Source organism: Mucilaginibacter sp. PAMB04168, from assembly GCF_039634365.2.
Lineage (GTDB): Bacteria > Bacteroidota > Bacteroidia > Sphingobacteriales > Sphingobacteriaceae > Mucilaginibacter.
In genome coordinates, this window is record NZ_CP155079.2 from 3,848,042 (window position 1) to 3,870,136 (window position 22,095).

Consider the following 22,095-nt stretch of genomic DNA (forward strand, 5'->3'; position numbering starts at 1 on the left):
TAAGCAATAACCTAAAATAATTCAGTTAGTTGGAAAAACTATTAAATAATTATTTCTCGTTGTTGCGACCTAACACCTCATCAACCATGCCAAACTCTTTAGCTTCATCGGCAATCATCCAATGATCACGGTCAGATGCTTCCCAAACCTTCTCATATGGTGTACCGCTGTGTTTAGATATGATCTCGTAAAGTTCCTTTTTCAGTTTTTGAATTTCACGGGCAGTAATTTCAATATCAGAAGCCTGACCTTGCGCGCCACCCAGCGGTTGATGAATCATAACACGTGAATGCGGCAATGCAGCACGTTTGCCATCGGCACCTGCACATAACAACACGGCAGCCATTGATGCAGCCATACCGGTACAAATTGTAGCCACATCGTTGGTTACAAATTGCATGGTATCATATATGCCCAAACCAGCATATACTGAACCACCTGGCGAGTTAATGTAGATTTGGATATCGCGTTTGGCATCGGCTGATTGTAAGAACAGCAATTGTGCCTGAATAATGTTGGCGATATTCTCATAGATGGCATCACCTAAAAAGATGATACGGTCCATCATTAAACGAGAGAATACATCCATTTGTGCTACGTTCAGTTGGCGTTCCTCAATAATATAAGGAGTCATGTCAACCGGGTGGGCAATAGCAGTAGGCATCATTTTATGCTCTACGCTCGATATAAATTTGTCAACAAAAATGCTGTTAATACGGTGGTGCTTAACCGCATACTTGCGGAATTCGTTTTTATCAATGTTATTCATTGTGTGAAGATATTTTTTAAATTTAATTGCGCATCCGGCGCAGGCGGTTAAAAATTTTTAGTGCACTTGCACATAAGTGGGGCAAAATATAAAATTATCACCTTAAAGCAAGACACTTATTAAAATGGCTTATTTAACTTGATTAAATAACCGAAGAATCGTTTATAAGCTGTTTAAGTAAGTGTTCTCCTTTTCAGCTAAGTTTGCAGTCATACTACGCAGGCATCAACCTTGGCCCTAACGGCTTAAACCTTGCGCCATATAACTACAAATCATATAACTTAATTATTCAAAACGTTTCATTTTAACAGGTTAAATAAAGCCGTAGCTGTAACAACTCCTTTAAAACTAAGTTTTATAAAAAGCAAAAAGCAACCCCGGATGTGAGGTTGCTTTCGTTTTCAATATAAATTGGCAATTAGGATTGTCCTAACTTGCTAAACTCATCAAAAGTAATTTCCTGTTCTTCCAGTGTAACTACGCTTTTCAGGTACTCAAACACTTTAAGTGATTTGGCTTCCTCAAAAATGCGGTTGGCGTTTTCTTTATCCTGTAAAAACTGTACAGCATACTGGTTAAGCTGCTCCTCGCTGATAGGCTGAGGGCTGTACATCCTAAACTGTGCATCAATGCGAGCTTTAGCCATATCCAGTACATCTTCGTATTTTACTTCGATGTTATTATCGCGGATAATCTTGTTGCCGATTAAAGTCCATTTCAGGTTTTTGGCAAAATCAGCATAACCACCAGTTAATTCCTCTTCGCTCAATTTTTCATTGGTGGCTTTTAACCAGCGCTTAAGGAACTCATCAGGCAGTTCGAAGTTGATTTTGTTCAAAACATAATTGTACATCTCGCCTTGCAGTTTACTGTCTGCATCCTGTACCATCATGTTTTCCAGTTCTTCGGTAATCTTAGTGCGGAACTCTTCTTCAGTTGTTACCGTACCTTCGCCAAATATTTTGTCAAAGAACGCCTGATCCAGGTCGCTTTCCTCTAAACGGTTAATGTTCTTAACAGTTAATTGGAATTTCGATTGCAGATCAGTTGCGGTAGCTTCATCTATTTTAAGGATGGCAGCTACACGTGCAGCCTCATTGTTGAACGCTTTTTGAATATCAAATTCAACTACATCATCTTTTTTCAAACCAATTAATGAGGCTTTGATAGCTTCATCTTGTACCTGGTCTAAACGTACAGATGCTGTATTGGTAATACCCCCTTCAAAAACAGAACCATCTGGCGAAAGCTGTTTTAATTCTGCGTATAACACGTCATTATCTGCCGATACGTCAGGGTTTGTCATCTTGCCATAGCTGCGGCGAAGATTTGAGATACGGGAAGCAAGAGTTTCCTCGTCTACCTTGATTTTATAACTGGGTAGTTTATCTGCTGATGAAAAATCAACCGCAAACTCTGGAGCCAAACCTACTTCGTAGTTGAACTCAAAATTATCGGCAAAATCCCAGTTGTACTCTTTTTCGTCGTCAACCTTTGGCAACGGCTGACCTAATACTTCCAGTTGCTGCTCGTTCAAGTAATTGTTTAGTGTATCTGATAACAGGTTGTTGATCTCATCAACCAATATGCTTTTGCCATACATGCGTTTAATATGTGATGCAGGCACCATACCTTTACGAAAGCCAGGTATCTGGGCTTTTTTTGCCTGATCTTTAATCGCCTTATCCACACGTGCCTGATAATCCTCAGCGTTGATGTTGATCTTGATAACCGCGTTTAGGTTATCCTTTTTTTCCTGTGATATATTCATAATTTATACCTGATATTAAGTATTTGATAACCGCGGTAACTATAAGCTAACCTTAGCGGTTTTGGAGCGCAAAGGTAAGCAAATAATTTTTTATTTCAGCTACTTAATCATCAGTTGTTTACCCCTCCATATCGATGCTTGCCGGCTCGTACAACAGTAACGCAGCACACAAATTGGCCATCAAAAAACGCTCATGTGGCATCAGCGAATCCTGCAGGTAAACTACGCCCTTATTAATGGCTGAAACCGCAGCCACGGCTTTACCTTCGGCATTGCTTATCTCGTACCCTACTAGGCCAAAAGGAATGCGCGAAGGGCCGTTTTTGCCCATTACGTGCAGCACCGGCTTAATAGTGTAATACTCTTCATCGTTGAGCGCAAAGTAGCCCATGTAATTTTTAGCATTCAAGTCAATGGCGTCCATGTCGAGCAACAGCTCCCAGGGACGGTCGGCACCAGGTTCAAACACCTGTACATAGTAGCTGTTTTCGGTTTTATTGCCCAGACCTAGTGATTTGAGCAACCAGCTAAAATTGAGCTCTAAATTGCGCCCCACAAAATAGCTTGACGCATTAAGATGAGTAAAGGTATACACCTGCCACTCAGGCCCCCTGCCATTGCTCAGCCTGAACCGGCGCGACGACTGACTGCGCTCGTGCAATAAGCCAAGCGTATTTTGGTGCCGCTGAGCAAGGCGTCCGTCCAGATCGGTGGTGTAGACTGAAGACTTTTTAGAAGAGGTTTTAAGGCTGGTAGTATAGAACTCGCCAAAACGTAGCGGCTTTTTTTGTAGTACTGTTTGCGTGCGTCCCTCTACCGCATAACCTAAAGTATTATGCCATGAAGCGTCGGTTAAAGCAATGCGGGGTGCTGTACAGCTACTGAGCAGGTATAGCGCTGCACTAAGCAGCAGCCAGTGAAATTTATTCATAAAGTGATAAGGTTGTGTTTAATTTACTTGTTACCGGCAGGCCGGAGCAGCTTTGCCAGCAACAATTCGATAGACGTGTAAACTAAAGCAAGGTTTAAACGTTAGCTTAATCATATCATGAAAATTCAAAGATCAGTTTTAGGCTTAGTGTTGTACGCTGCTATAGGGCTAAGCGTTGCCAGCGGATGCAAAGCAAAACGTACAGGAAAGGTTGCGAAAAATAGCCCTGTACCAGCCAGCAGCTTCAATAACGATTCAACCGGAACAACGCCTACTGCTAAACTAACGCCTTCGCCAGTGCCCAACGTTCGGCCCAATCCTATTCCTGATCCACTGCCGCCAAGTCCGCCCATGTAAGGTTCTGCATGCTGAGGCAGGTAGCCTTGCACTTGTATGGTTTGCCTTGCTATGTAACTTAGTTGTAGGGCCATTTCAAACAATTGAAAGGCCATATCCAAGCTGATTTACTTGCCAACGCCGGGGGTTTCCACATGAACCCGAAATGACATTAAAGGCTATGTTACAAAGCCCTGCTTACGGGCACATCAGAGGCACTTTTATTGCACCTTCTTAATAGACGAAGCGCCTGATTTATGCGTTTCTACATTGGATGGATTACCCTTGTACTGAATGTTGGCTACACCACTGGTATGCGTAATAAGACTTTTCAACACATTGATTTCACAGTTGCCGGAGCCCGAAGTTTTGATGTTGTAATTACCTACCACAAAATCGAATGCGTGCAGTTTACCCACGCCTGATACCTTTAAGGTGTGCGATGCAGCCTGTCCTTTTAAGTTAATTTGCGTTGCGCCACTGGCTTCGGTCTGCAGATCTGCCACGCTTAAGTCCATATCAATTTTGCTAGCGCCGGAAAAACTCATTTTAAAGTTCTGTGCATTTATACGGCCTTCCGAAACTAGCTCTACAGCGCCAGATCCTTTAATTTCTTCCAGCTGGCCAATGCCAACGTTTAACATAATAGGGCTTTCACTGCAAAAGTTTTTGCGGGTATATAGTTTAAGCTTATTGCCACTCACCTCGGTGCGAATGTATTTCATCAGATTTTCATCGGCAGTAACGCTTAATGTGTAAGAGCTGTCTTGTTTCAGATTTATTTTAAACCCGCCCGAAATTTCTAATTTACTGAACTTAGATATGTTACGATTTTCGCTCACCTGCTTACCTGAACCTTTAATGCATCCTAAATGGCAGGATGACATAACAGACAAGCTGGTAACGGCTACTAACAAAAGGAGAATAGATATGCGATTTTTCATGTCTTATTTTTCAGTATGACGACGGTTTCGGGGTTCAAGTTACACCAAAAATGCAAAAGTCACTAACGCAGTGTTCTTTTAAATTAACTTCGCTTTGACCTTAGGTGTCATCTAAATAAAAAAAGCTAGCCCTTGTTTACAAGAAGCAGCCATTTATACTGGTGCTTGTTTACCCGGCTTTTGGCTCACTTTGCAGGTTGGCTACATACCTTTCCAGTTTTTCAACATTTTGCTTCTGCCCCTCATCAGCTTTATGTGCTTTAATCGCTATTTCACGCATGTCTGCTGTATCGAACAGCATACTCCAATCTATTTGGGTTTCCTGGCCTATAGCCTCAAAAACAACTGTAGTAATGAAATGCGGATTAAAGTGTTCGAACACTATTTTCTTGAACGGAATGATTTCCTTAAAGATACTTTTGTTAAGGTAATCCGTTCCATCTGGCCCATGCATGGTTAACTGCCACTCTCCTCCGTTTTGCACATCCATTTGATGAATAGTATTGCTAAAGCCATTAGGTCCCCACCAATTTACAATGTGCTCGGGGGTTGTCCATACTTCCCACATCAATTCAATAGGCGCTTTAAATACCCGGGTAATGCGCATTTCTCTGCTTTCTGTGTGTTCCATTGTTATAGTTTGTTTTGTTGAATTTTTTCTAAATACTTATCCAAATTATTAAAGCGCTCATCCCAGACCCTTTTAAGTTGATCCAACCAAACGTCAATTTCTTTCACCTTGTCCATTTTAATCTGGTAGTATATCTCCCGCCCTCGTTGGCTCGATTCTATTAAATCACATTCGGTAAGTATCTGGATATGCTTGGAAACGGTAGATCGGGCAGCATCAAATTGATCGGCAATTGCCCCTGCTGTAATAGACTGTGAAGCCAGCAAAATTAAAATAGACCTTCTGGTTGGATCGGCAATGGCCTGAAATATGTCTCGTCTTAAAATCATTATGTCGTTATATAACGACAAATATAACATGACGCCAAATAACGACAAATAAATATTTTTTGATTTTTAGCTTACTCCTGGGTGCATGTTATTTACATGCCCAATAAAAAAGGCGCTCCTTTAGGAAACGCCTTATTAAATACCAATTTAATCCTGCAAGCATTTTTGATGAAGCTTGGAAGTCGTTATGATTACATCACCTCTATCTGCTTAAAGTTTTTAGTGAATTTAAAGTTTAGCACTTTTTCAGCCGTAAAATCAAAATCACTTACCTCTTTACCGTCGGCAATTATTTTGGTCGGCTTAAACGGCAACCCGGCTACATTGAAATAATAATTTTCGTAACGCGGTGTGTAAAGGCCTTCCATAGTTTGCTGTATAGTCATGGATGATGGCTTGCCGCTTACCACAAACTTTTTCTCTGAGTAGATATCCTGTTCGTAAGCAAAGGTTTCACCATAATCTTCAAAAAAGAAAGAGTTGGCGGGTGCGTCGCTGTAGTAAACGTTCAGCTTTACCTCCTCTATTTCTTTTTCACCTACATATTGCATTACCGGGTATTCGGGTATAACAGAACCGGCTTTAACAAAGATTGGAATATTTTCTAACGGTGTAGCCACTTCAACTTCTTCGCCACCCGCAACCATAGCATTATCCCAATAATAGTACCAGTTGCCCTTGGGCAGGTAAACACGCCTACTGGTTTGGCCGGGCTCCATTACAGGGCATACCAAAATTTTATCACCATAGGTAAATTCATCCTGGCGCGCCTGGTTATTGATCTCGTCCTGCTCCTGCATTATTACCGGGCGCAGTATAGGAAAACCGTAACGATGGTGCTCCCAAAAAGTAGAGTATAAATAAGGAATAAGTTTATAACGCAGTTCAATAAACTTACGGTTAATAGCGGTATACGGCTCACCAAAACTCCATGGCTCACGCTCCTTGGTATCGCCGGCTGAATGCGCACGCATAAACGGCGAGAAGGTGCCCATCTGTATCCAGCGTGTAAACAGCTCGCCATCGGGCTCACCGCTAAAGCCGCCTATATCAGTGCCGCAAAATGGTATGCCCGACATAGACAAACGTTGGCATTGCACATTGCCTAAACGCAAATGCTCCCAAGAGGCTACGTTATCACCCGTCCAAACGGAGGTAAAACGCTGCACACCCGAATAGCCCGCACGGGTAATAGTGAACGGCCGCTTGTTTTTCATCAGCTTGCGCATGCCCTCGTAAGTAGCACGCACCATTTGCATACCATATACGTTATGCGCTTTACGATGAGAACCACGGAAGCCATCAAACTGATGACGGACATCATCCGGGAAAGTTCCGGCACCGAACACAGCCGGCTCATTCATATCATTCCATACACCGGCTACGCCCATTTGTACCAGTTCGTCAAATAATGTTCCCCACCATTCGCGTACTTCGGGGTTGGTAAAGTCGGGAAACTGGCAGCGGCCTGGCCATACGTGGCCTTCCATGAAGTAGTCATCGCTGCGTCGGCAAAAATACCGGTTGGCCTTCCCTTCCCTAAACACTGAGTAATTGTCGTCCACCCTTATGCCAGGGTCTATAATTACTACGGTTTTAAATCCATCAGCCGCCAGTTCCTTAATCATCTTTTTTGGATCAGGAAAATATTTACGGTTCCAGGTGAAGCAACGGTAGCCATCCATATAATCAATATCCAGATAAATACCATCACATGGAATTTTATGCTCACGGAAGTTTTTGGCCACCTTGTGCACTTTAGATTCGGGGTAATAGCTCCATCGGCATTGATGATATCCCAGCGCCCAAAGCGGTGGCATTGGATGCGTACCAGTTAGTATGTGGTAACGTTTAACCACATCCATCATATTAGGCCCATGTATATAGTAATACTGCAGTTCTCCGCCATCGGCCCAAAAACTGGTCTTACCATGATCTTCGGCACCGAAATCGAAATGTGCTTTAAAGGTGTTATCAAAGAAGATACCATGAGCAATACCTTCATTTAAGCTAATATAGAAAGGTATGCTGCGGTAAATAGGATCCTGATTCCAGGCAAACGAATATGCGTCTGTATTCCAGTTTACAAAACGTTTGCCACGCAGGTTAAGGTCAGTAGGCTTATCGCCCAGGCCAAAAAAAGCTTCCTCGGGATGGCAAACCTTGGTGCCAAAAACATAATAACCACCAAACTGCACATTTTCTTCCCAGTGCATGGGGGCAGCATCGGCGCTGGTTACATGGTTTTGGCTGTCTGAAAACGATATAAAAAAGTCTTTCTTGTTTATATGGCAGTTAGCGGTGTTGGTGGAAATGCGATATTCTTCATCATTTTCGTGCAGGTGAAATACCGACACTTTAGATTGCAGCTTAGGCACAGCGTATGAAAACTCTTCGAGAAACACGCCGTGCGGGGCCATACGTACCCGAATAATCTCATCAGTTACAACAACCACCTCAACCTTAGCCTCGCCATCGCTGAAAAAGAACTTGTTGCCTTTTTGCTCAACCTGGTTGGGTGAGCCCAGATATTTTTTTACAATGGGTTTTAAACCCAGTACGGGGTTATTAACGTGTTGAAAAACTTCCTCTTCCTGTTCAATTAATTTTACAGCAGGAGATTCCGGAGTGGGTTCAGTTGGGGGAATAATAGGTTCCATTTAAATTAACTAGTAGAATTAGGATATATGTAAACGCATGTAACAAATATTTAGGCTTAAGTACCAATAATTAAGCCATAACACAATAACTGTTAACGTATTTACTACGGTATACGAAAATATCGACCGAAAAGTAGAAAGAAAATTATCAACACCATCATTTTTTTTGCTTTTAACATACTCATATCAGCTTATACACTGATGTAATGTGAACTTTTGTGTGTCTATAGCGGTCTGGCTACCCAAAATTTGAGTTAGCTCCTAGTTAACTATCCGGTTGTTTTACATATTAGTACACAAAATTACATTACATTTTATAGGAGTATCTTCCTGTTTAATTATGTGTAACTTTAAGTAACCAATTAAAAAGGAGGACATTATGAACATGGTACAGAAAGTGGAGCACTGGGGCGACCTGCATCACACCAAATGGCTCGAAGTGGTTAGGATACTGCTGGGACTGATCATATTTAGCAAAGGAGTTACCTTTATTAGCCAAACGCAGGTACAGCAAGACTGGATTATACAAAATAGTACGTTTGGTGTATCGGGACTTATGGCTATGGTGGTAATCCATACCGTGGCACTGGTTCATCTGGTAGGTGGGCTACTAATTATGATCGGCTTAATAACCCGGTTTGCTGTTGTTATTCAAATCCCTATTTTGTTAGGAGCTATTTTGTTTGTGAACAGCACCCGTGGCTTATCCTTCATCAACTCCGAACTTTGGCTATCAATCGTTGTACTGTTGCTTCTCATTGTATGCTGGGTAACCGGATCAGGACCTTACTCATTAGACCACTGGATTAAAAATGGCTACCAGAACTATAAAACGCAACCTAGGGATTGATTAGTGAGTTCAGACCATTCTATAGGCGAAATGGAAAAGCCGCTATGCAACAAATGAGCACAGCGGCTTTTTTCAATTTAATGCACATTCCATCGCTACAATTGTAACGCAAGCCTTTCAGGCACAACTTCAGCTAATTTGTTTTCAACAAAACCGGCATGCTAGCTGTTCAATTCAAAGCCTTTCGTATTTTTACTGCCTTACTATCCGATATGGAAAATAAACCTATTGCTGGCCGCCTTAAGCTTTTAGCGCAATTAATGGAACTGCATAATCAAAATGCATTCAAGATACGTTCGGTGGCAAATGCCGCTTTTAAAATTGACAAGCTCCCCTACAAGTTAGCCAGCAAGAGCATTGAAGAAATAAACCAGATTGATGGTATAGGCAAAACTCTGGCTGCCTACGTAAAGGAACTGTTGGATACAGGTTCCATCAAAGACCTGGAAGACCTGCTGCAGGCTACACCCGACGGTGTTGTTGAGATGTTGCACATCAAAGGCATTGGCCCTAAAAAGGTAAGCATTATATGGAACCAGCTGGGTATAGAAAACACCGGCGAGCTTTATTATGCCTGCAACGAAAACCGTTTGGTGGAAGCAAAAGGCTTTGGTATAAAAACCCAGGACGAGATCAAACGCGCATTAGAATTTCGCATGGCCAGTAACGGCAAATTTTTATATGCACAAGCCCGCCACGAGGCTGAAGAATTGATGTTACTGCTCACAGAGATGTTCCCGGGTGCGCTGGCAGAGTTTGCCGGCGATTACCGCCGTTGCTGCGAGGTAATATCAGAACTTTCCATTGTGTTAGGCACACGTGATGTAGAACTGGCGCTGAGCAATTTATCGACCTCCACCCTGCTTAACAAAGTAACGGTTAAAGACTGTCATGTGAACGGCGAAACCGCAAACGGTTTGCTAATAGATATTATTGTGACCGAGAAACGCTTCTTTTATCGCGATTTGTTTGCCTACACCGGTAACGAGGAGCACGTAGATGCCGTAATGAAAAATATTGTGGACGTGGTTGACCAGCCGGAGAGTGAGGAATTTATTTATACAAAGGCAAGCCTGCCTTGGATTCCGCCTGAGTTACGGGAAGGCGATAGTTATGTTAACAAGCCGTTATTGCCCGATTTAATTGACCTGTATGACCTGAAAGGTTCATTACACAATCACAGTACCTGGAGCGATGGCATCAACACGCTTGAAGAAATGGCCCTCTATTGCCGCGATGAAATCAAATTGCAATACCTGGGCATTTGTGACCACAGCAAAAGTGCGTTTTACGCCAAAGGTTTGAGCATTGAGCGCGTTTTGCAGCAGCATGAGGAAATTGACCGCCTGAACCAGAAACTTAACGACTTTCATATATTTAAAGGTATAGAGTCGGACATTTTGAACGACGGTTCGCTTGATTATCCGGATGAGATATTGGAAAAGTTTGATTTCATAGTAGCATCGGTACACTCTAACCTTAAAATGGACAAGGAAAAGGCTACCGCCCGGATTATAAAGGCCATTGAAAATCCTTATACCACTATACTTGGACACCCTACAGGCCGGCTCCTATTAAGCCGTAAAGGATACGAGATAGACTACGAAAAAGTGATTGACGCCTGTGCCGCTAATAATGTAGTTATTGAAATTAATGCTAATCCTTTTCGCTTGGATCTGGATTGGCGCTGGTGCCAGTACGCCATAAATAAAGGCGTTAAGCTATCTATAAATCCAGATGCTCACCGCGTTGAAGGTTTTAAGGATATGGAGTATGGTGTACTAGTGGCCCGCAAAGGCGGCGTAACCAAACAAAACTGCCTTAACGCATTTTCGCTATCGGAGATAACGGAAATTTTTAAATTTAAAAAGTCAGGTCATCCTGTACAAGGCTAAAACATGGAAAAAAATGTCGAACAACAAATACTATCAAAAATAACCGACCTGCCAACATTAAAAACCAAAGTAAATGAATGGAAGCAGCAAGGCCAAAAAGTAGTATTTACCAATGGCGTATTTGATCTGGTGCATATTGGGCACATAAGCTATATGGCAAAGGCGGCGGAGTTGGGTGATAAGTTAATTATAGGCCTCAATGCCGACGCATCGGTTAAGCGATTAAAGGGTGAGAGCCGGCCCGTAAACAATGAAAATAGCCGGGCCATGCTTTTGGCTGCATTCTTTTTTATTGATGCCATTGTTTTGTTTGAAGAAGACACACCGCTCAATCTGATCAGCACCTTGCTGCCGGATGTATTGGTAAAAGGTGCCGATTACCAGATAGAAAACATTGCCGGGGCTAAAGAGGTAATTGCCAATGGCGGCGAGGTAAAAACCATCACCTTTGTAGATGGATACTCGTCTACCGCAATAATCAACAAGATAAAAGGGTAAATCGTTATATTTGCAGCTTTTTACCAGTTACTATGGTTAGCGAACAATGTAATAAGCTGTTTAACGAGGTTGTTAAAGACTATCACATCTATAATGAGATAGAACGCTTACCCGTAAATCCTTATGCCGCCGGAGATTTTTCGAACCTGCTATACCAAAAATGCTGGATAGATGCTGCGCAGTGGCATATGGAGGATGAGGTACGTCACCCCGACATTGACCCTGTAGCTGCACTGCGCTGGAAACGTCTCATTGATAAATCGAACCAGGACCGGACCGATATTGTGGAGCGTATAGACGATTACTTTGCCGAACAATTTAAAAATGTAGTACCCGGTACATCTGCGCGGTACAACACAGAAAGTCCTGCCTGGGCAATTGACCGGCTTTCCATACTTGCACTAAAAATATACCACATGCAGGAAGAAACCCAGCGCATTGACATTGACCAAGATCAACTGGCAGCCTGCAACCGTAAATTAACGGTCTTATTACAGCAACGCGTGGATCTGTCGACCGCTATTGATGAGCTTTTAGAAGATATTGCAAGTGGCGAAAGACGTATGCACGTTTACCGGCAAATGAAGATGTATAACGACCCCCTACTTAACCCAGTATTATACGGCAACAAGCAATCATGACAGGCAAAAAGCACATACTCGTTATGCGCTTTTCGGCTATGGGCGATGTAGCTATGACGGTGCCGGTGATCAAAGAACTATTGCAACAGCATCCCGATTTGAAGATCACCTATGTTTCGCGCCCGGCTTTTGCAGCCTTCTTTGAGGGCATCGACCGGTTGCAGTATGTGAAAGCAGATTTTAAAGCGGAGTACTCAGGTTTTACAGGCACGCTTAAGTTGTTTCAATATTTAAAAACGCTTGGGCCTTATAATGCCTTAGCAAATCTCCACAATAACTTACGCACAAACCTGTTGCAGGCCCTCTTTAAACTAAGTGGCATCTCCGGCCAACAAATCACAAAGGGCCGCCAGGAGAAAAAGCAGCTTACCCGCTTCCCTAACAAAGTACTGAAACAGCTTCGCTCTACACCCGAACGTTATGCAGATGTATTTAGACAGCTCGGTTTTAGTTTGACGCTCTCCGGAAAACTTAGCAAATCATTACCAGCAGTCAACACGTTTGCAGACACTAAGAACGAACCTTGGATTGGTATTTCTCCCTTCGCACAGCACAAAGGCAAAATTTACCCGTTAGGCCGTATGGAACAGGTGATAGAAACGCTTAACCGCAGCAAGATGAAAATATTTGTATTCGGCGGCTTGCCATATGAAAAAGCTATAGCAGATGAATGGGAACAAAAGTATGCATCGGTTACATCCGTAATTAACCGAATGGACATGAAGCAGGAACTTGACCTGATTACACAACTAGACGTAATGCTGGCCATGGATTCGGCCGGTATGCACATGGCATCACTAGTGGGCACACCGGTTGTGTCGGTTTGGGGAGCAACACACCATTACGCCGGCTTTTTGGGTTATGGCCAGACTGAAGATAATATAGTGGCAGATGATATTGCATGCCGCCCCTGCTCAGTATATGGCAATAAACCATGTTTCCGTGGCGACTATGCCTGTTTATATAATATCCACCCCCAGGATATTGCCAGTAAGCTTCTTGCTCTTGTCTCTCTTTAACGAGTGAGAAACACAAATTTAACCGCACATTTAATTCAATGCAAAAACTTGCTATTAAAGAGGCAAGCTTCCGTTAAAACGCCTTTTCCCTCTATATTTAGGCAATAAATTTCCCCACATATATGAAGAAAACCTTACTCACAACTTTATTGGCCTGTTTTACACTGTGAGCTTTCGGCCAGTTCACTTTACCTAACAAAACAACTTTTGGCTTCAAAGGCGGACTTAACTTAGCCAATATGGAACTTACTCAAACCGGCGAGTCCGGCTCCTACACCTTCGGTACACTTAAGGCATTCTCCGCCGGCATATTTGCAGATGTTGTAGTTACTGAAAATCTCTCTATCCAACCAGGCCTGTATTATACTATAAAAGGACTTAAGTTGGATGAAGTAGTGCTAGATTTTGAATTTGAGCCGGGCTTTACCGGTTCGTTACAAACCAAAATAGATAATAAGATAACCTATGTAGAGTTACCTGTGCACTTTCTTTATAATGGTAATATAAATGCCGGCAAATTCTTTTTAGGAGCCGGCCCCTTTGCAGCAGCTGCCATTTCGGCCAAAAACAAAGGCAAAGTCTTTTCATCTGCAACTATGGGCGGTAACACAATTACTGATACACAAGATGTTGATGAAAAAGTTGAGATTGGCAAAGAAGATGGCATCAAAAGGTTCGATTACGGTGCTACGGCTTTGGCTGGGTTTAGATTCAACAGCGGGTTTTTATTGAGTGCAGGTTATGATTATGGTTTAGCTAACATCTACTTTGGTAATGATGGGTCTGTAACCAAGACGCGCACATTCACCGTTTCGGCAGGATTTAGTTTTTAAGGAAAGTTAACAATAACTTAATTTTTTGCATCAGTGTTAAGTTATAACTTTATGGGGCTGTATTAGATATAGTAACAAGTGTTTAAGGCAGCCTACTATTTTAAACTTTCCTGATCTTACCCTAAAAATCTATATCACTGTTTATGAAAAAAGCGTTGCTGGTCATTTTAGCGGCAGGTTCATTTTTAACGGCATCTGCACAATCAAAATCATCTATTGGCATCAAAGGTGGTGTAAACTTCGCTTCAGCCAAACCTTACAATGGCAGTATAACCAGTTTTTCGGCGGGTATTTTTATAAACTTCAAACTAAGCCAGGCTATATCTTTACAACCGGGCACATTTTACTCGGGAAAAGGGTATAAAATGGGAGACCGCAATGAGAAAATAAATTTAGGTTATATACATATTCCGGTTCCTTTCGTTTACCAACAATCGGCAGGACCTGGCAAATTCTTTTTTGGTGCGGGCCCATTTGCTGCTGTAGCTGTTAGTGCAAACAGAAAACGTTATGGCCCCATATACTATTACGATACAACCCCAGGATATTATAGTTCTAAAATAACCATAGGCAGCAACACAAACCTTGCCGACGGGAGTTCTGATAACATTAAACGTATGGACTACGGCATCACAGGCCTGGCAGGTTATTCACTCAATAATGGCTTGCTGTTTACGGTTTCATACGATTTAGGCGTGGCAAACACTTCTTATTACAATAATGTAAAAACACGTGTATTGGGCGTATCAGTTGGCTACTATTTTAAATAGCCGCACGTAAGTATTGGAAATTAAACTAAAAGTACCATCAGCATAAAAGTACTACTGTAACAGAAGTAGTAATACCGTTTCATTCCAATTCAACAGTTATTTAGCAACATTATTCGCTATAAAGCAGGCTTACGAAGATTAATTTGAGTTTATTTTTAATTTTATAGTATTATAAGTCAGGCTGTTGTGAATTAGTTTCAAACAGCCGTGTAACTTTTGACCCTTTGCGTAGTCTATCCCATCATTCAACAACAAATTTATATCACAATTCATGAAAAAACTACTATTAGCCATCTTGGCAGCAGGTTCATTTGCAACAGCATCTGCACAATCAAAAGTTACTTACGGCATCAGCAGTGGTGTAAACTTCGCTAAAGTCGGCATTTCAGCAACCGGGTCGTCTTTGAGCATTTCAACAAGCTCGTTAACAACATTCTCGGTAGGTGCATTTGCCGATATACCCGTTGGCAGCAAAAACTTTTCTGTACAACCCGGCTTATATTACACCGGAAAAGGCTTCCAACTTAGCGAAGCTGGTACTTCCATTAAATCTAAACCCTTCTATCTGCAAGTGCCTGTAAGCCTGGTTTACAATGTACCGTTCAGTGGAGGTAAGGTATTTTTCGGTGCGGGCCCATATGCCGCTATAGGCCTAAATGGCAAACTGGAAGGTACAGATGGTAATGCTAAAGAAAGCGAAGACATTAAATTTGGCGATAACCCAGCTACAGATTTCTACAAAAGAACTGATTTTGGCGCTACCGGTATGGCTGGCATCGGCTTAACCAATGGCCTACTTTTTAAAGTAAATTACGATTTAGGTCTAAGCAATGTATCACCTGAATCTGATGCTAAGATTAAACATCGTGTGGTAGGCCTGTCTGTAGGTTATAGCTTCTAATACCATTAAATAAAAAACAAAAAAAGAGGGCATCAATGTCCTCTTTTTTTGTTTTTATTGCATCATGAAGCACCTACTTTTGATCAGGCACGCCAAAGCAGAACCAGACTCACCCCATGGAGACTTTGAAAGGGCATTGTCTGCTAAAGGAATAAAGCAGGCAACAGAACTGGCTGGCAAACTAAACCAATACAATATCATACCCAATGCAATTGTATGCAGCCCGGCAATGCGTACCATTACCACGGCACAGATACTGGCAAAGGAATTACACTTATCAGAACCGCACACCGATCCAGCAATTTATGAAGCGTCTGAGCACACTTTACTAAAAGTTATCAACCTCTTTCCGGATGAACACGACTTTATGGCACTGATAGGCCACAACCCCGGCATCAGCTACCTGCTGCTCGGCTTATCGGGCGAAATAAGGGACGTACCGCCCTGCACCGCTATACTGGTGACGTTTGAGGTGGATAGTTGGCAATCTGTAAGTCCAGGTTCTGGCTCTATAGCTTATTATACCTCCCCAAAAGAGGCTAATTAATAGCATACATTTTACCGGGTCGGGTGCTGATGTATCCCTGCATTTCCATGTTTAACAAATTCATGGCCAGCTGACTGGTAGGCATATTGAGCTTAAAGCTTAACTCATCAATAGCTAATGGTGCACTGTGCTGGTACAAAGTCTCAAAAATAATGCGCTCCTGATCGTTCAAATCTATAGGTAGGGCAAATTGCTTAACGGCCGGCTTTCCGCTTTTTTCATTATCCCACCCTAACAAGTAAGCCAGGTCGGCCGCACAAGTGAGCAAGCCGGCTTTGTTATGCCTGATCAGGAAATTACAACCTTCAGAAAACTCATCAGTAGTACGGCCCGGAAAAGCAAATACATCCCGGTTATACGAGTTGGCTATCTCGGCAGTTATTAAAGCCCCTCCCTTAATTCCGGCTTCTACCACTACTGTTACATCGGCCATGCCGGCCACAATGCGGTTACGTTGCGGAAAGTTTTCCCGGTCGGGTTTGGTGCCCGATGGGTATTCGGAAAGCAGGCCTCCGTTCAATAACATCTTCTCAGCCACTCCCCGGTTTTGAGTAGGATACAACCTGTCTAATCCATGCCCCAACACACCTACTGTCGGTATATCAAGGCGCAAGCTCTCCTTGTGTGCAGCTACATCTATACCCAACGCCAAACCACTTACTACCAGTACCTGATATTGCTGCAAATCCTCCAGCAGTTGTTTACACAGTTGCCTTCCATAATCTGTGGCGTTGCGGGTACCCACTATGCTTACAATGCGCTGGTTGTTTAAATCGGCATTACCTCTGCTGTATAATAATATGGGGGCATCATTACAGTGCTTAAGTTTTTGCGGGTAACGGCTATCTGTATAAAATATAACCTCAATATTGTTCTTACTGATAAACGCCATCTCCTCCTCGGCCCGCTCCAAAGCCTCCGTTGTGTTAAGCAGTTCGGCCCTGAAGGCGCCTATTCCCGGAACTCTTTTAAGGTGGCTTAATGGTGCATTAAAGATTGCTGTAGCATTACCGAAATAGGTAATTAAGGCTTTAGCCGATGCAGGACCTATGCCCTTAATAAATGATAAGGCTAATTGGTGTTTAAGTGACATAACTATTTGCCCTAAAGTACACACTTGCCTTCATTCCAACCAACAATAAATAATTATACCTAATAATCAGACTGTTACACATTAAAACTATTTAAATAGTTTGCAAACTATAGTTATAGTAGTATATTTGACTATCCGAACTATAAAAACAGTTTGCAAACTATTCGCATAGTTTACCCAAACTACAGAAATAGTTATTTATTTGGAGCGAAAAAATCATGAAAGAATTAACTAAAGCAGAGGAGCAGGTAATGCAGATTTTATGGCAGTTGAAAGAAGCCATAGTAAAACAGATATTAGACAAAATGCCCGATGACCCAAAGCCGGCCTACAACACTGTAAGTACCGTAGTACGGGTGTTGGAAAGCAAAGGCTTTGTTGACCACAAGGCGTATGGCAACTCGCACGTCTACTTCCCTATCGTGAGCGAAGAAGAGTACAAGAAATTTGCTTTCGATAAGGTTATCAAAAGCTATTTTAACAACTCGTACAAAACCTTGGTATCCTACCTCGTAAAGGAGCAAAAGCTAAACTTGAGCGAATTGGCAGAGTTGATTTTACTGGCCGAACGCAGCCGCAATAAAGACAAATGATGATGAGCTGGCTACAATACCTTTTGGAAGCAAACTTATACCTTGCGGTGGCTTACGGATGCTATTGGTTACTATTCCGCAAACAAACGTTTTACACCGCCAACCGGGTTTACCTGCTGCTAAGCACCGTAATTTGCTTTGTAATGCCAGTGGTACAGTTAGGCACGCCCGGGCGGTCACATCGGGCTTTGCAACCGCAGCAAACAATAACCATAATTAGCCAATCTACACATTTGGTTAGTAAGCAACCGACTATAGAGCCGCTTATAACGCGAAATAAAGCCGCTACAGCGCTTTACACAACTGGAGCGATACTAGCATTCACTTTATTCGTCTTAAAGCTTTACAGCCTTTTTAAATTGATTTTTAAAAACACCCGAATCAAGCATAAAGGCTACACATTAATTTGCCTTAATAACAGCCCTGCTCCATTCTCGTTTCTTGGCTACTTGTTTGTTGAATGTAATCGACAAGTAGAAGATGCCGTTTTACAGCACGAACTGGTGCATATCCGGCAAAAACATAGTTGGGATATCCTATTCACCGAACTGGTTAAAATCATCAGTTGGTTTAACCCACTCGTGTACTTGCTGCAAAACAGCCTGAAAGCTCTCCATGAGTTTGAGGCTGATAGCAAAGCGTCGGGCGCTGAGCAAAAGGACGAGTATGTCAATTTCCTGATCGCTCAAGCCTATCAAACCAGTGGCGTACCGTTTGCCAATCATTTCTCAAACCAGCAACTTTTAAAATCAAGAATAATGAAGCTCTATCAAAAAAGATCAGGTAAGTTAGCCAGGCTAAACTACCTTGTGGCCATACCGCTCTGCGCCGGCCTGCTCTGTGCTTCTACCTTAGCCTTTAGCAAAGATTATGGTTGGATTAAGCTTAATCTTAAAACACAGAAAGTTAGTGAACTAATGCAAAAAACCTCTAGTGACACATCAGCAAAAAAATTAAGATTAAAGGTAACTAGTGGAGGCGTGACAGGAATTACGGACAAATTGGAAATTAAAGGCAAGCCAGGCCAAACCTTTATTTATACTGCTAAAACATTAGTTGAGGAGGACAAGAAATTATTACTAAAAAATTATGGAATAAGGGTTGAAATAACCAGCGCATTAGCAACCACTACAAGTATTGTTTCACCGCCCACGCCCCCTACAGCATCACGGCAGCCTAAAAAACCAGCTGTAGTAGCTATCACTCCACGGGTAATGGAAGAGGTTAAAGGCTTGCCGCCGCCACCAGATGTAAAACCGGTTAAAAACAAATCGGAAAAAGCTATGCAGCCAGGCACCTTATCATCTGCTATTAACGACAGTAAGGGAAGGCTGATTTCTGCATTACCCGGACTTAAACACTTTGTAGGTAATGTGTTTTTAGGGTCGTCGCCAGAAATGCAGTTCGACAACATGACAGACGAATACTTAATAAGGCCTCAAAAGGTTTACATACAGGTGAATAACCCTAAAATGGAAAATATCGAACCCAACAAGCCTATCGTATTTGGCGACAACCCTATTTATCTTATTGATGGCAAAATATATACGGTAGATGAGTTAGAAAGACGGTCAGCTAGCATTAGCACGAAGAACAAAACAGGCAGACTGCTACATGCCGAAAAGGTAATTTATCACAAACCTAATAATCCGGATGATATAGCCAAATACGGCTCCATTGCCAAAGATGGCATAGAAGAATTTGTCGGCATAATTTCGTCAAACTTGTAGCCACCCCTTCACATAAATCACCTGCTTAGTCTCGAAGAACTCTTCCTCAAAGTAGTTCTTCAGGAAGTATTGCTGAACGGCTAAACCCGACTCGGCAATTTCCTGTTTCAGGTCTCCACCTTTCAAATATAAAATTCCGTTAGCCAGCTGATTGTCAGACTGCTTGATGAATTTGTTTTTTACCCAAGGATAAAAATCCTTCAACTGCGTTACTGCTCTTGATATCACGAAGTTCACCTTACCGGGCACTTGCTCAGCACGGCTATGCGAAGCTTTTACGTTTTGCAAACCCAAGGCGCTAGCTACCTCCTGCACCACTTTAATCTTTTTGCCAATACTATCAACCAAATGAAAGCTGGTTTGCGGAAACATAATAGCCAACGGTATACCCGGAAATCCGCCTCCGGTACCAACGTCTAACACTTGCTCGCCAGGCAAAAAGCGCATTACCTTGGCTATCCCCAATGAATGCAGCACATGCCGCTCGTATAGCAAGTCCAAATCCTTGCGGGAGATAACGTTGATCTGCTCATTCCAGTAGCTATACAACTGGGCCAGTTGGCCGTATTGCGCCTGTTGTAGTTCGGTTAATTCAGGAAAATATTTAAGTATTAGTCCGGCGTCCATTTATCTGTCTATGCGGTTGATGATGTTACCAAGCAAGTACTTGGCGCGGAACAATTGGGCCTTAACTGTACCCAAGGGTAAGTCCAGTTGCTGTGCAATCTCTTCGTAAGATAACTCGTCGAAATACCTTAGGGTTAACAAGTTACGATATCTTGGCGGCAAGCTCTCGATCAGTAGCTTTATCTCTGCTGATTGTTGCTTCTTAATAGAGGTCTCCTCAGGATTTAATGTATCCGACTTTATTTGCAGTGGTCGGTCATCCTCCTCGTCCATCATGTTGTTAATGGATACAGTATTTAACTTCTTTTTACGCAAAAAGTCGATACAGTTATTAGTTGCCACCCTGAACAACCAGGTACTGAATGCATACTCCGGTTGATACTTGTCCAACTTTTCAAAAGCTTTCGCAAACGTTTCCACCGTTATATCCATTGCATCTTCCCTATTGTTCACCATTTTAAGCGACATAAAGTAGATCGAATCCTTATAGCGCTGCATCAGATCAGCATAAGCTTTCTGGTTGCCTTCTTTGGCTTTCATTACAAGTTGAAAGTCGTTTTTGGCGTTCTCAGTAAAATTGGCATTTACTTCCATTGGGTGGTTTTTATAAAGGTTCCTATTAGGCCAAATACATTCAGGTATAAGTAGTACAATAAATCAAAGAAGGGAAGAAACCATATTAAGTCCTTCCCTGTCAATTTATTAGCCGATTTTTTATAAATAATAACTTGAGTTATCAAGCGCACAAAATATGCTGCAGCAATTACCATGGGCTGCATATGGTAATGCAAGCATAAACCTAACGTTACATAAAATAAAAACCCTGCCATAGCGTCGAGGCTCAGCATACGCCGGTGTTTATTTTTATATAAACCGCCCACACCCATGTGTCGCTTCTTTTGGCGATAATAGGCTTGAAGAGTTTCCTTGGCATCGGTATAAACAAAGGAATCGGCGTGTAGTTCAACGGCCGTATTATCTGGAGTGGCATTACGGTTTACAAACAAATCATCATCACCAGCCAGTATATGGAGGTGCGAGGCAAAACCCTTTGTACGAAAAAACAATGATTTAGTATAAGCCAGATTACGACCAATACCCATGTACGCGTTGCGGCCTAAAGCGGCTGAAAAGTAGTTAATACCTGTTTTTAGAGTTTCGAACCGGGTAAAAGCGTTTATAAAGCCACCTGCTTTTACATAAGGCGAATAGCCTAGCACAATCTCTGTTGCACCGGTAAAATTAGCTGCCATATGGGCAATCCAGTTAACGGAAGCCGGTTGACAGTCGGCATCAGTGAATAGCAAGTGCTCGTAGGTAGCAGCTTTAATACCCATGGTTAAGGCGAATTTTTTTCCGGTTTTAAAACGCGGATGCTCTGTAACAGTAACCATTTTAAGATGCGGATAGTTTTCACTCATATTCAGTAAAATATGATGTGAATCATCAACTGAACAGTCATTTACAACCACAACTTCGAAGGTTGGATATTGCTGCCCTAAAATTGCAGGCAAATATTTAACTAGATTTTGGGCCTCATTACGTGCGCTGATGATAACCGAAACTGGCAGTTGCACAGCCGACAAATCCTGCTCGGGCAAACGATAAACAGCCAGGCGACATTGCTGTATCAGCAAAAACCCCATTTGCACCACAAAGCAAAACAGGAATAGATAAAATAAAACTTCGGGTATATATTGTTCCAAATTTTAACCAACTAAAATAAA

General features: G+C 42.3%; 23 protein-coding genes. 11 read left to right on the plus strand and 12 right to left on the minus strand.

Annotation, left to right across the window (positions count from 1 at the left end; genetic code table 11):
* Positions 1–49: 49 nt before the first annotated feature.
* From clpP to ABDD94_RS16360, 8 genes are all read right to left on the minus strand, one after another.
* A complete protein-coding gene (gene clpP / locus ABDD94_RS16325) occupies positions 50–769 on the minus strand; it encodes an ATP-dependent Clp endopeptidase proteolytic subunit ClpP (RefSeq protein ID WP_345951030.1) in 720 nt (239 codons plus the stop codon).
* Between the two features lie 418 nt (positions 770–1,187).
* Positions 1,188–2,540: a trigger factor gene (gene tig / locus ABDD94_RS16330; RefSeq protein WP_345953143.1), complete on the minus strand. Its 1,353-nt coding sequence runs from the start codon at positions 2,538–2,540 to the stop codon at positions 1,188–1,190.
* A gap of 118 nt (positions 2,541–2,658) precedes the next feature.
* Positions 2,659–3,471 carry a hypothetical protein gene (locus ABDD94_RS16335; protein WP_345953144.1) on the minus strand — a complete coding sequence of 271 codons (813 nt, stop codon included), beginning with the start codon at positions 3,469–3,471 and terminating at the stop codon, positions 2,659–2,661.
* 125 nt (positions 3,472–3,596) lie between these two features.
* The gene (locus ABDD94_RS16340; RefSeq protein ID WP_345953145.1) at positions 3,597–3,902 is read right to left on the minus strand and encodes a hypothetical protein; all 306 of its coding nucleotides are present in this window, start codon (positions 3,900–3,902) and stop codon (positions 3,597–3,599) included.
* A gap of 126 nt (positions 3,903–4,028) precedes the next feature.
* Positions 4,029–4,751 carry a head GIN domain-containing protein gene (locus ABDD94_RS16345; RefSeq protein ID WP_345953146.1) on the minus strand — a complete coding sequence of 241 codons (723 nt, stop codon included), beginning with the start codon at positions 4,749–4,751 and terminating at the stop codon, positions 4,029–4,031.
* A gap of 169 nt (positions 4,752–4,920) precedes the next feature.
* On the minus strand, positions 4,921–5,382 hold the full coding sequence (locus tag ABDD94_RS16350; protein WP_345953147.1) for an SRPBCC family protein: 462 nt from the start codon (positions 5,380–5,382) through the stop codon (positions 4,921–4,923).
* A gap of 2 nt (positions 5,383–5,384) precedes the next feature.
* Positions 5,385–5,711, minus strand: coding sequence for a metalloregulator ArsR/SmtB family transcription factor (locus tag ABDD94_RS16355; protein WP_345953148.1), 327 nt, complete (start codon positions 5,709–5,711; stop codon positions 5,385–5,387).
* Positions 5,712–5,902: 191 nt separating this feature from the next.
* Positions 5,903–8,371: a glycoside hydrolase family 31 protein gene (locus tag ABDD94_RS16360; protein WP_345951023.1), complete on the minus strand. Its 2,469-nt coding sequence runs from the start codon at positions 8,369–8,371 to the stop codon at positions 5,903–5,905.
* 379 nt (positions 8,372–8,750) lie between these two features.
* Here ABDD94_RS16360 and ABDD94_RS16365 point away from each other — a divergent pair, with 379 nt between their 5' ends.
* The 9 genes from ABDD94_RS16365 (at position 8,751) to ABDD94_RS16405 (ending at position 16,325) form a co-directional block, all read left to right on the plus strand.
* The gene (locus ABDD94_RS16365) at positions 8,751–9,221 is read left to right on the plus strand and encodes a DoxX family protein (protein ID WP_345953149.1); all 471 of its coding nucleotides are present in this window, start codon (positions 8,751–8,753) and stop codon (positions 9,219–9,221) included.
* Positions 9,222–9,433: 212 nt separating this feature from the next.
* Positions 9,434–11,116 carry a helix-hairpin-helix domain-containing protein gene (locus ABDD94_RS16370; protein ID WP_345953150.1) on the plus strand — a complete coding sequence of 561 codons (1,683 nt, stop codon included), beginning with the start codon at positions 9,434–9,436 and terminating at the stop codon, positions 11,114–11,116.
* Positions 11,117–11,119: 3 nt separating this feature from the next.
* The gene (gene rfaE2, locus ABDD94_RS16375) at positions 11,120–11,614 is read left to right on the plus strand and encodes a D-glycero-beta-D-manno-heptose 1-phosphate adenylyltransferase (RefSeq protein ID WP_345953151.1); all 495 of its coding nucleotides are present in this window, start codon (positions 11,120–11,122) and stop codon (positions 11,612–11,614) included.
* Between the two features lie 32 nt (positions 11,615–11,646).
* Positions 11,647–12,255, plus strand: a complete 609-nt coding sequence (locus ABDD94_RS16380) for a DUF4254 domain-containing protein (RefSeq protein WP_345953152.1) — start codon at positions 11,647–11,649, stop codon at positions 12,253–12,255.
* A complete protein-coding gene (locus ABDD94_RS16385; protein ID WP_345953153.1) occupies positions 12,252–13,274 on the plus strand; it encodes a glycosyltransferase family 9 protein in 1,023 nt (340 codons plus the stop codon). The genes ABDD94_RS16380 and ABDD94_RS16385 overlap by 4 nt, the downstream gene beginning before the upstream one ends.
* A 239-nt stretch (positions 13,275–13,513) precedes the next feature.
* On the plus strand, positions 13,514–14,107 hold the full coding sequence (locus tag ABDD94_RS16390) for a porin family protein (protein WP_345953154.1): 594 nt from the start codon (positions 13,514–13,516) through the stop codon (positions 14,105–14,107).
* A gap of 143 nt (positions 14,108–14,250) precedes the next feature.
* Complete coding sequence (locus tag ABDD94_RS16395; RefSeq protein ID WP_345953155.1) at positions 14,251–14,877, plus strand: porin family protein; 627 nt, start codon at positions 14,251–14,253, stop codon at positions 14,875–14,877.
* 271 nt (positions 14,878–15,148) lie between these two features.
* Positions 15,149–15,778 (plus strand): porin family protein, encoded by a 630-nt coding sequence (locus tag ABDD94_RS16400; RefSeq protein ID WP_345953156.1) that lies wholly within the window; start codon positions 15,149–15,151, stop codon positions 15,776–15,778.
* Between the two features lie 64 nt (positions 15,779–15,842).
* Positions 15,843–16,325, plus strand: a complete 483-nt coding sequence (locus ABDD94_RS16405; protein WP_345953157.1) for a histidine phosphatase family protein — start codon at positions 15,843–15,845, stop codon at positions 16,323–16,325.
* Here ABDD94_RS16405 and dprA read toward each other — a convergent pair.
* Positions 16,318–17,418, minus strand: coding sequence for a DNA-processing protein DprA (dprA, locus tag ABDD94_RS16410; RefSeq protein ID WP_345953158.1), 1,101 nt, complete (start codon positions 17,416–17,418; stop codon positions 16,318–16,320). The two genes, ABDD94_RS16405 and dprA, sit on opposite strands and share 8 nt — an antisense overlap.
* Positions 17,419–17,636: 218 nt before the next feature.
* Here dprA and ABDD94_RS16415 point away from each other — a divergent pair, with 218 nt between their 5' ends.
* Positions 17,637–18,011 carry a BlaI/MecI/CopY family transcriptional regulator gene (locus tag ABDD94_RS16415; RefSeq protein ID WP_345951012.1) on the plus strand — a complete coding sequence of 125 codons (375 nt, stop codon included), beginning with the start codon at positions 17,637–17,639 and terminating at the stop codon, positions 18,009–18,011.
* A gap of 23 nt (positions 18,012–18,034) precedes the next feature.
* Positions 18,035–19,741 carry a M56 family metallopeptidase gene (locus ABDD94_RS16420; protein ID WP_345953159.1) on the plus strand — a complete coding sequence of 569 codons (1,707 nt, stop codon included), beginning with the start codon at positions 18,035–18,037 and terminating at the stop codon, positions 19,739–19,741.
* Here the strand turns inward: ABDD94_RS16420 and rsmG are convergent.
* The 3 genes from rsmG to ABDD94_RS16435 are packed head-to-tail and all read right to left on the minus strand — an operon-like array spanning position 19,730 to position 22,074.
* On the minus strand, positions 19,730–20,368 hold the full coding sequence (gene rsmG / locus ABDD94_RS16425) for a 16S rRNA (guanine(527)-N(7))-methyltransferase RsmG (RefSeq protein WP_345953160.1): 639 nt from the start codon (positions 20,366–20,368) through the stop codon (positions 19,730–19,732). The two genes, ABDD94_RS16420 and rsmG, sit on opposite strands and share 12 nt — an antisense overlap.
* A complete protein-coding gene (locus tag ABDD94_RS16430) occupies positions 20,369–20,962 on the minus strand; it encodes a sigma-70 family RNA polymerase sigma factor (RefSeq protein WP_345951009.1) in 594 nt (197 codons plus the stop codon). It abuts the gene before it with no gap.
* On the minus strand, positions 20,953–22,074 hold the full coding sequence (locus tag ABDD94_RS16435) for a glycosyltransferase (RefSeq protein WP_345953161.1): 1,122 nt from the start codon (positions 22,072–22,074) through the stop codon (positions 20,953–20,955). Before ABDD94_RS16435 ends, ABDD94_RS16430 begins: the two co-directional genes overlap by 10 nt.
* Between the last annotated feature and the right edge of the window lie 21 nt (positions 22,075–22,095).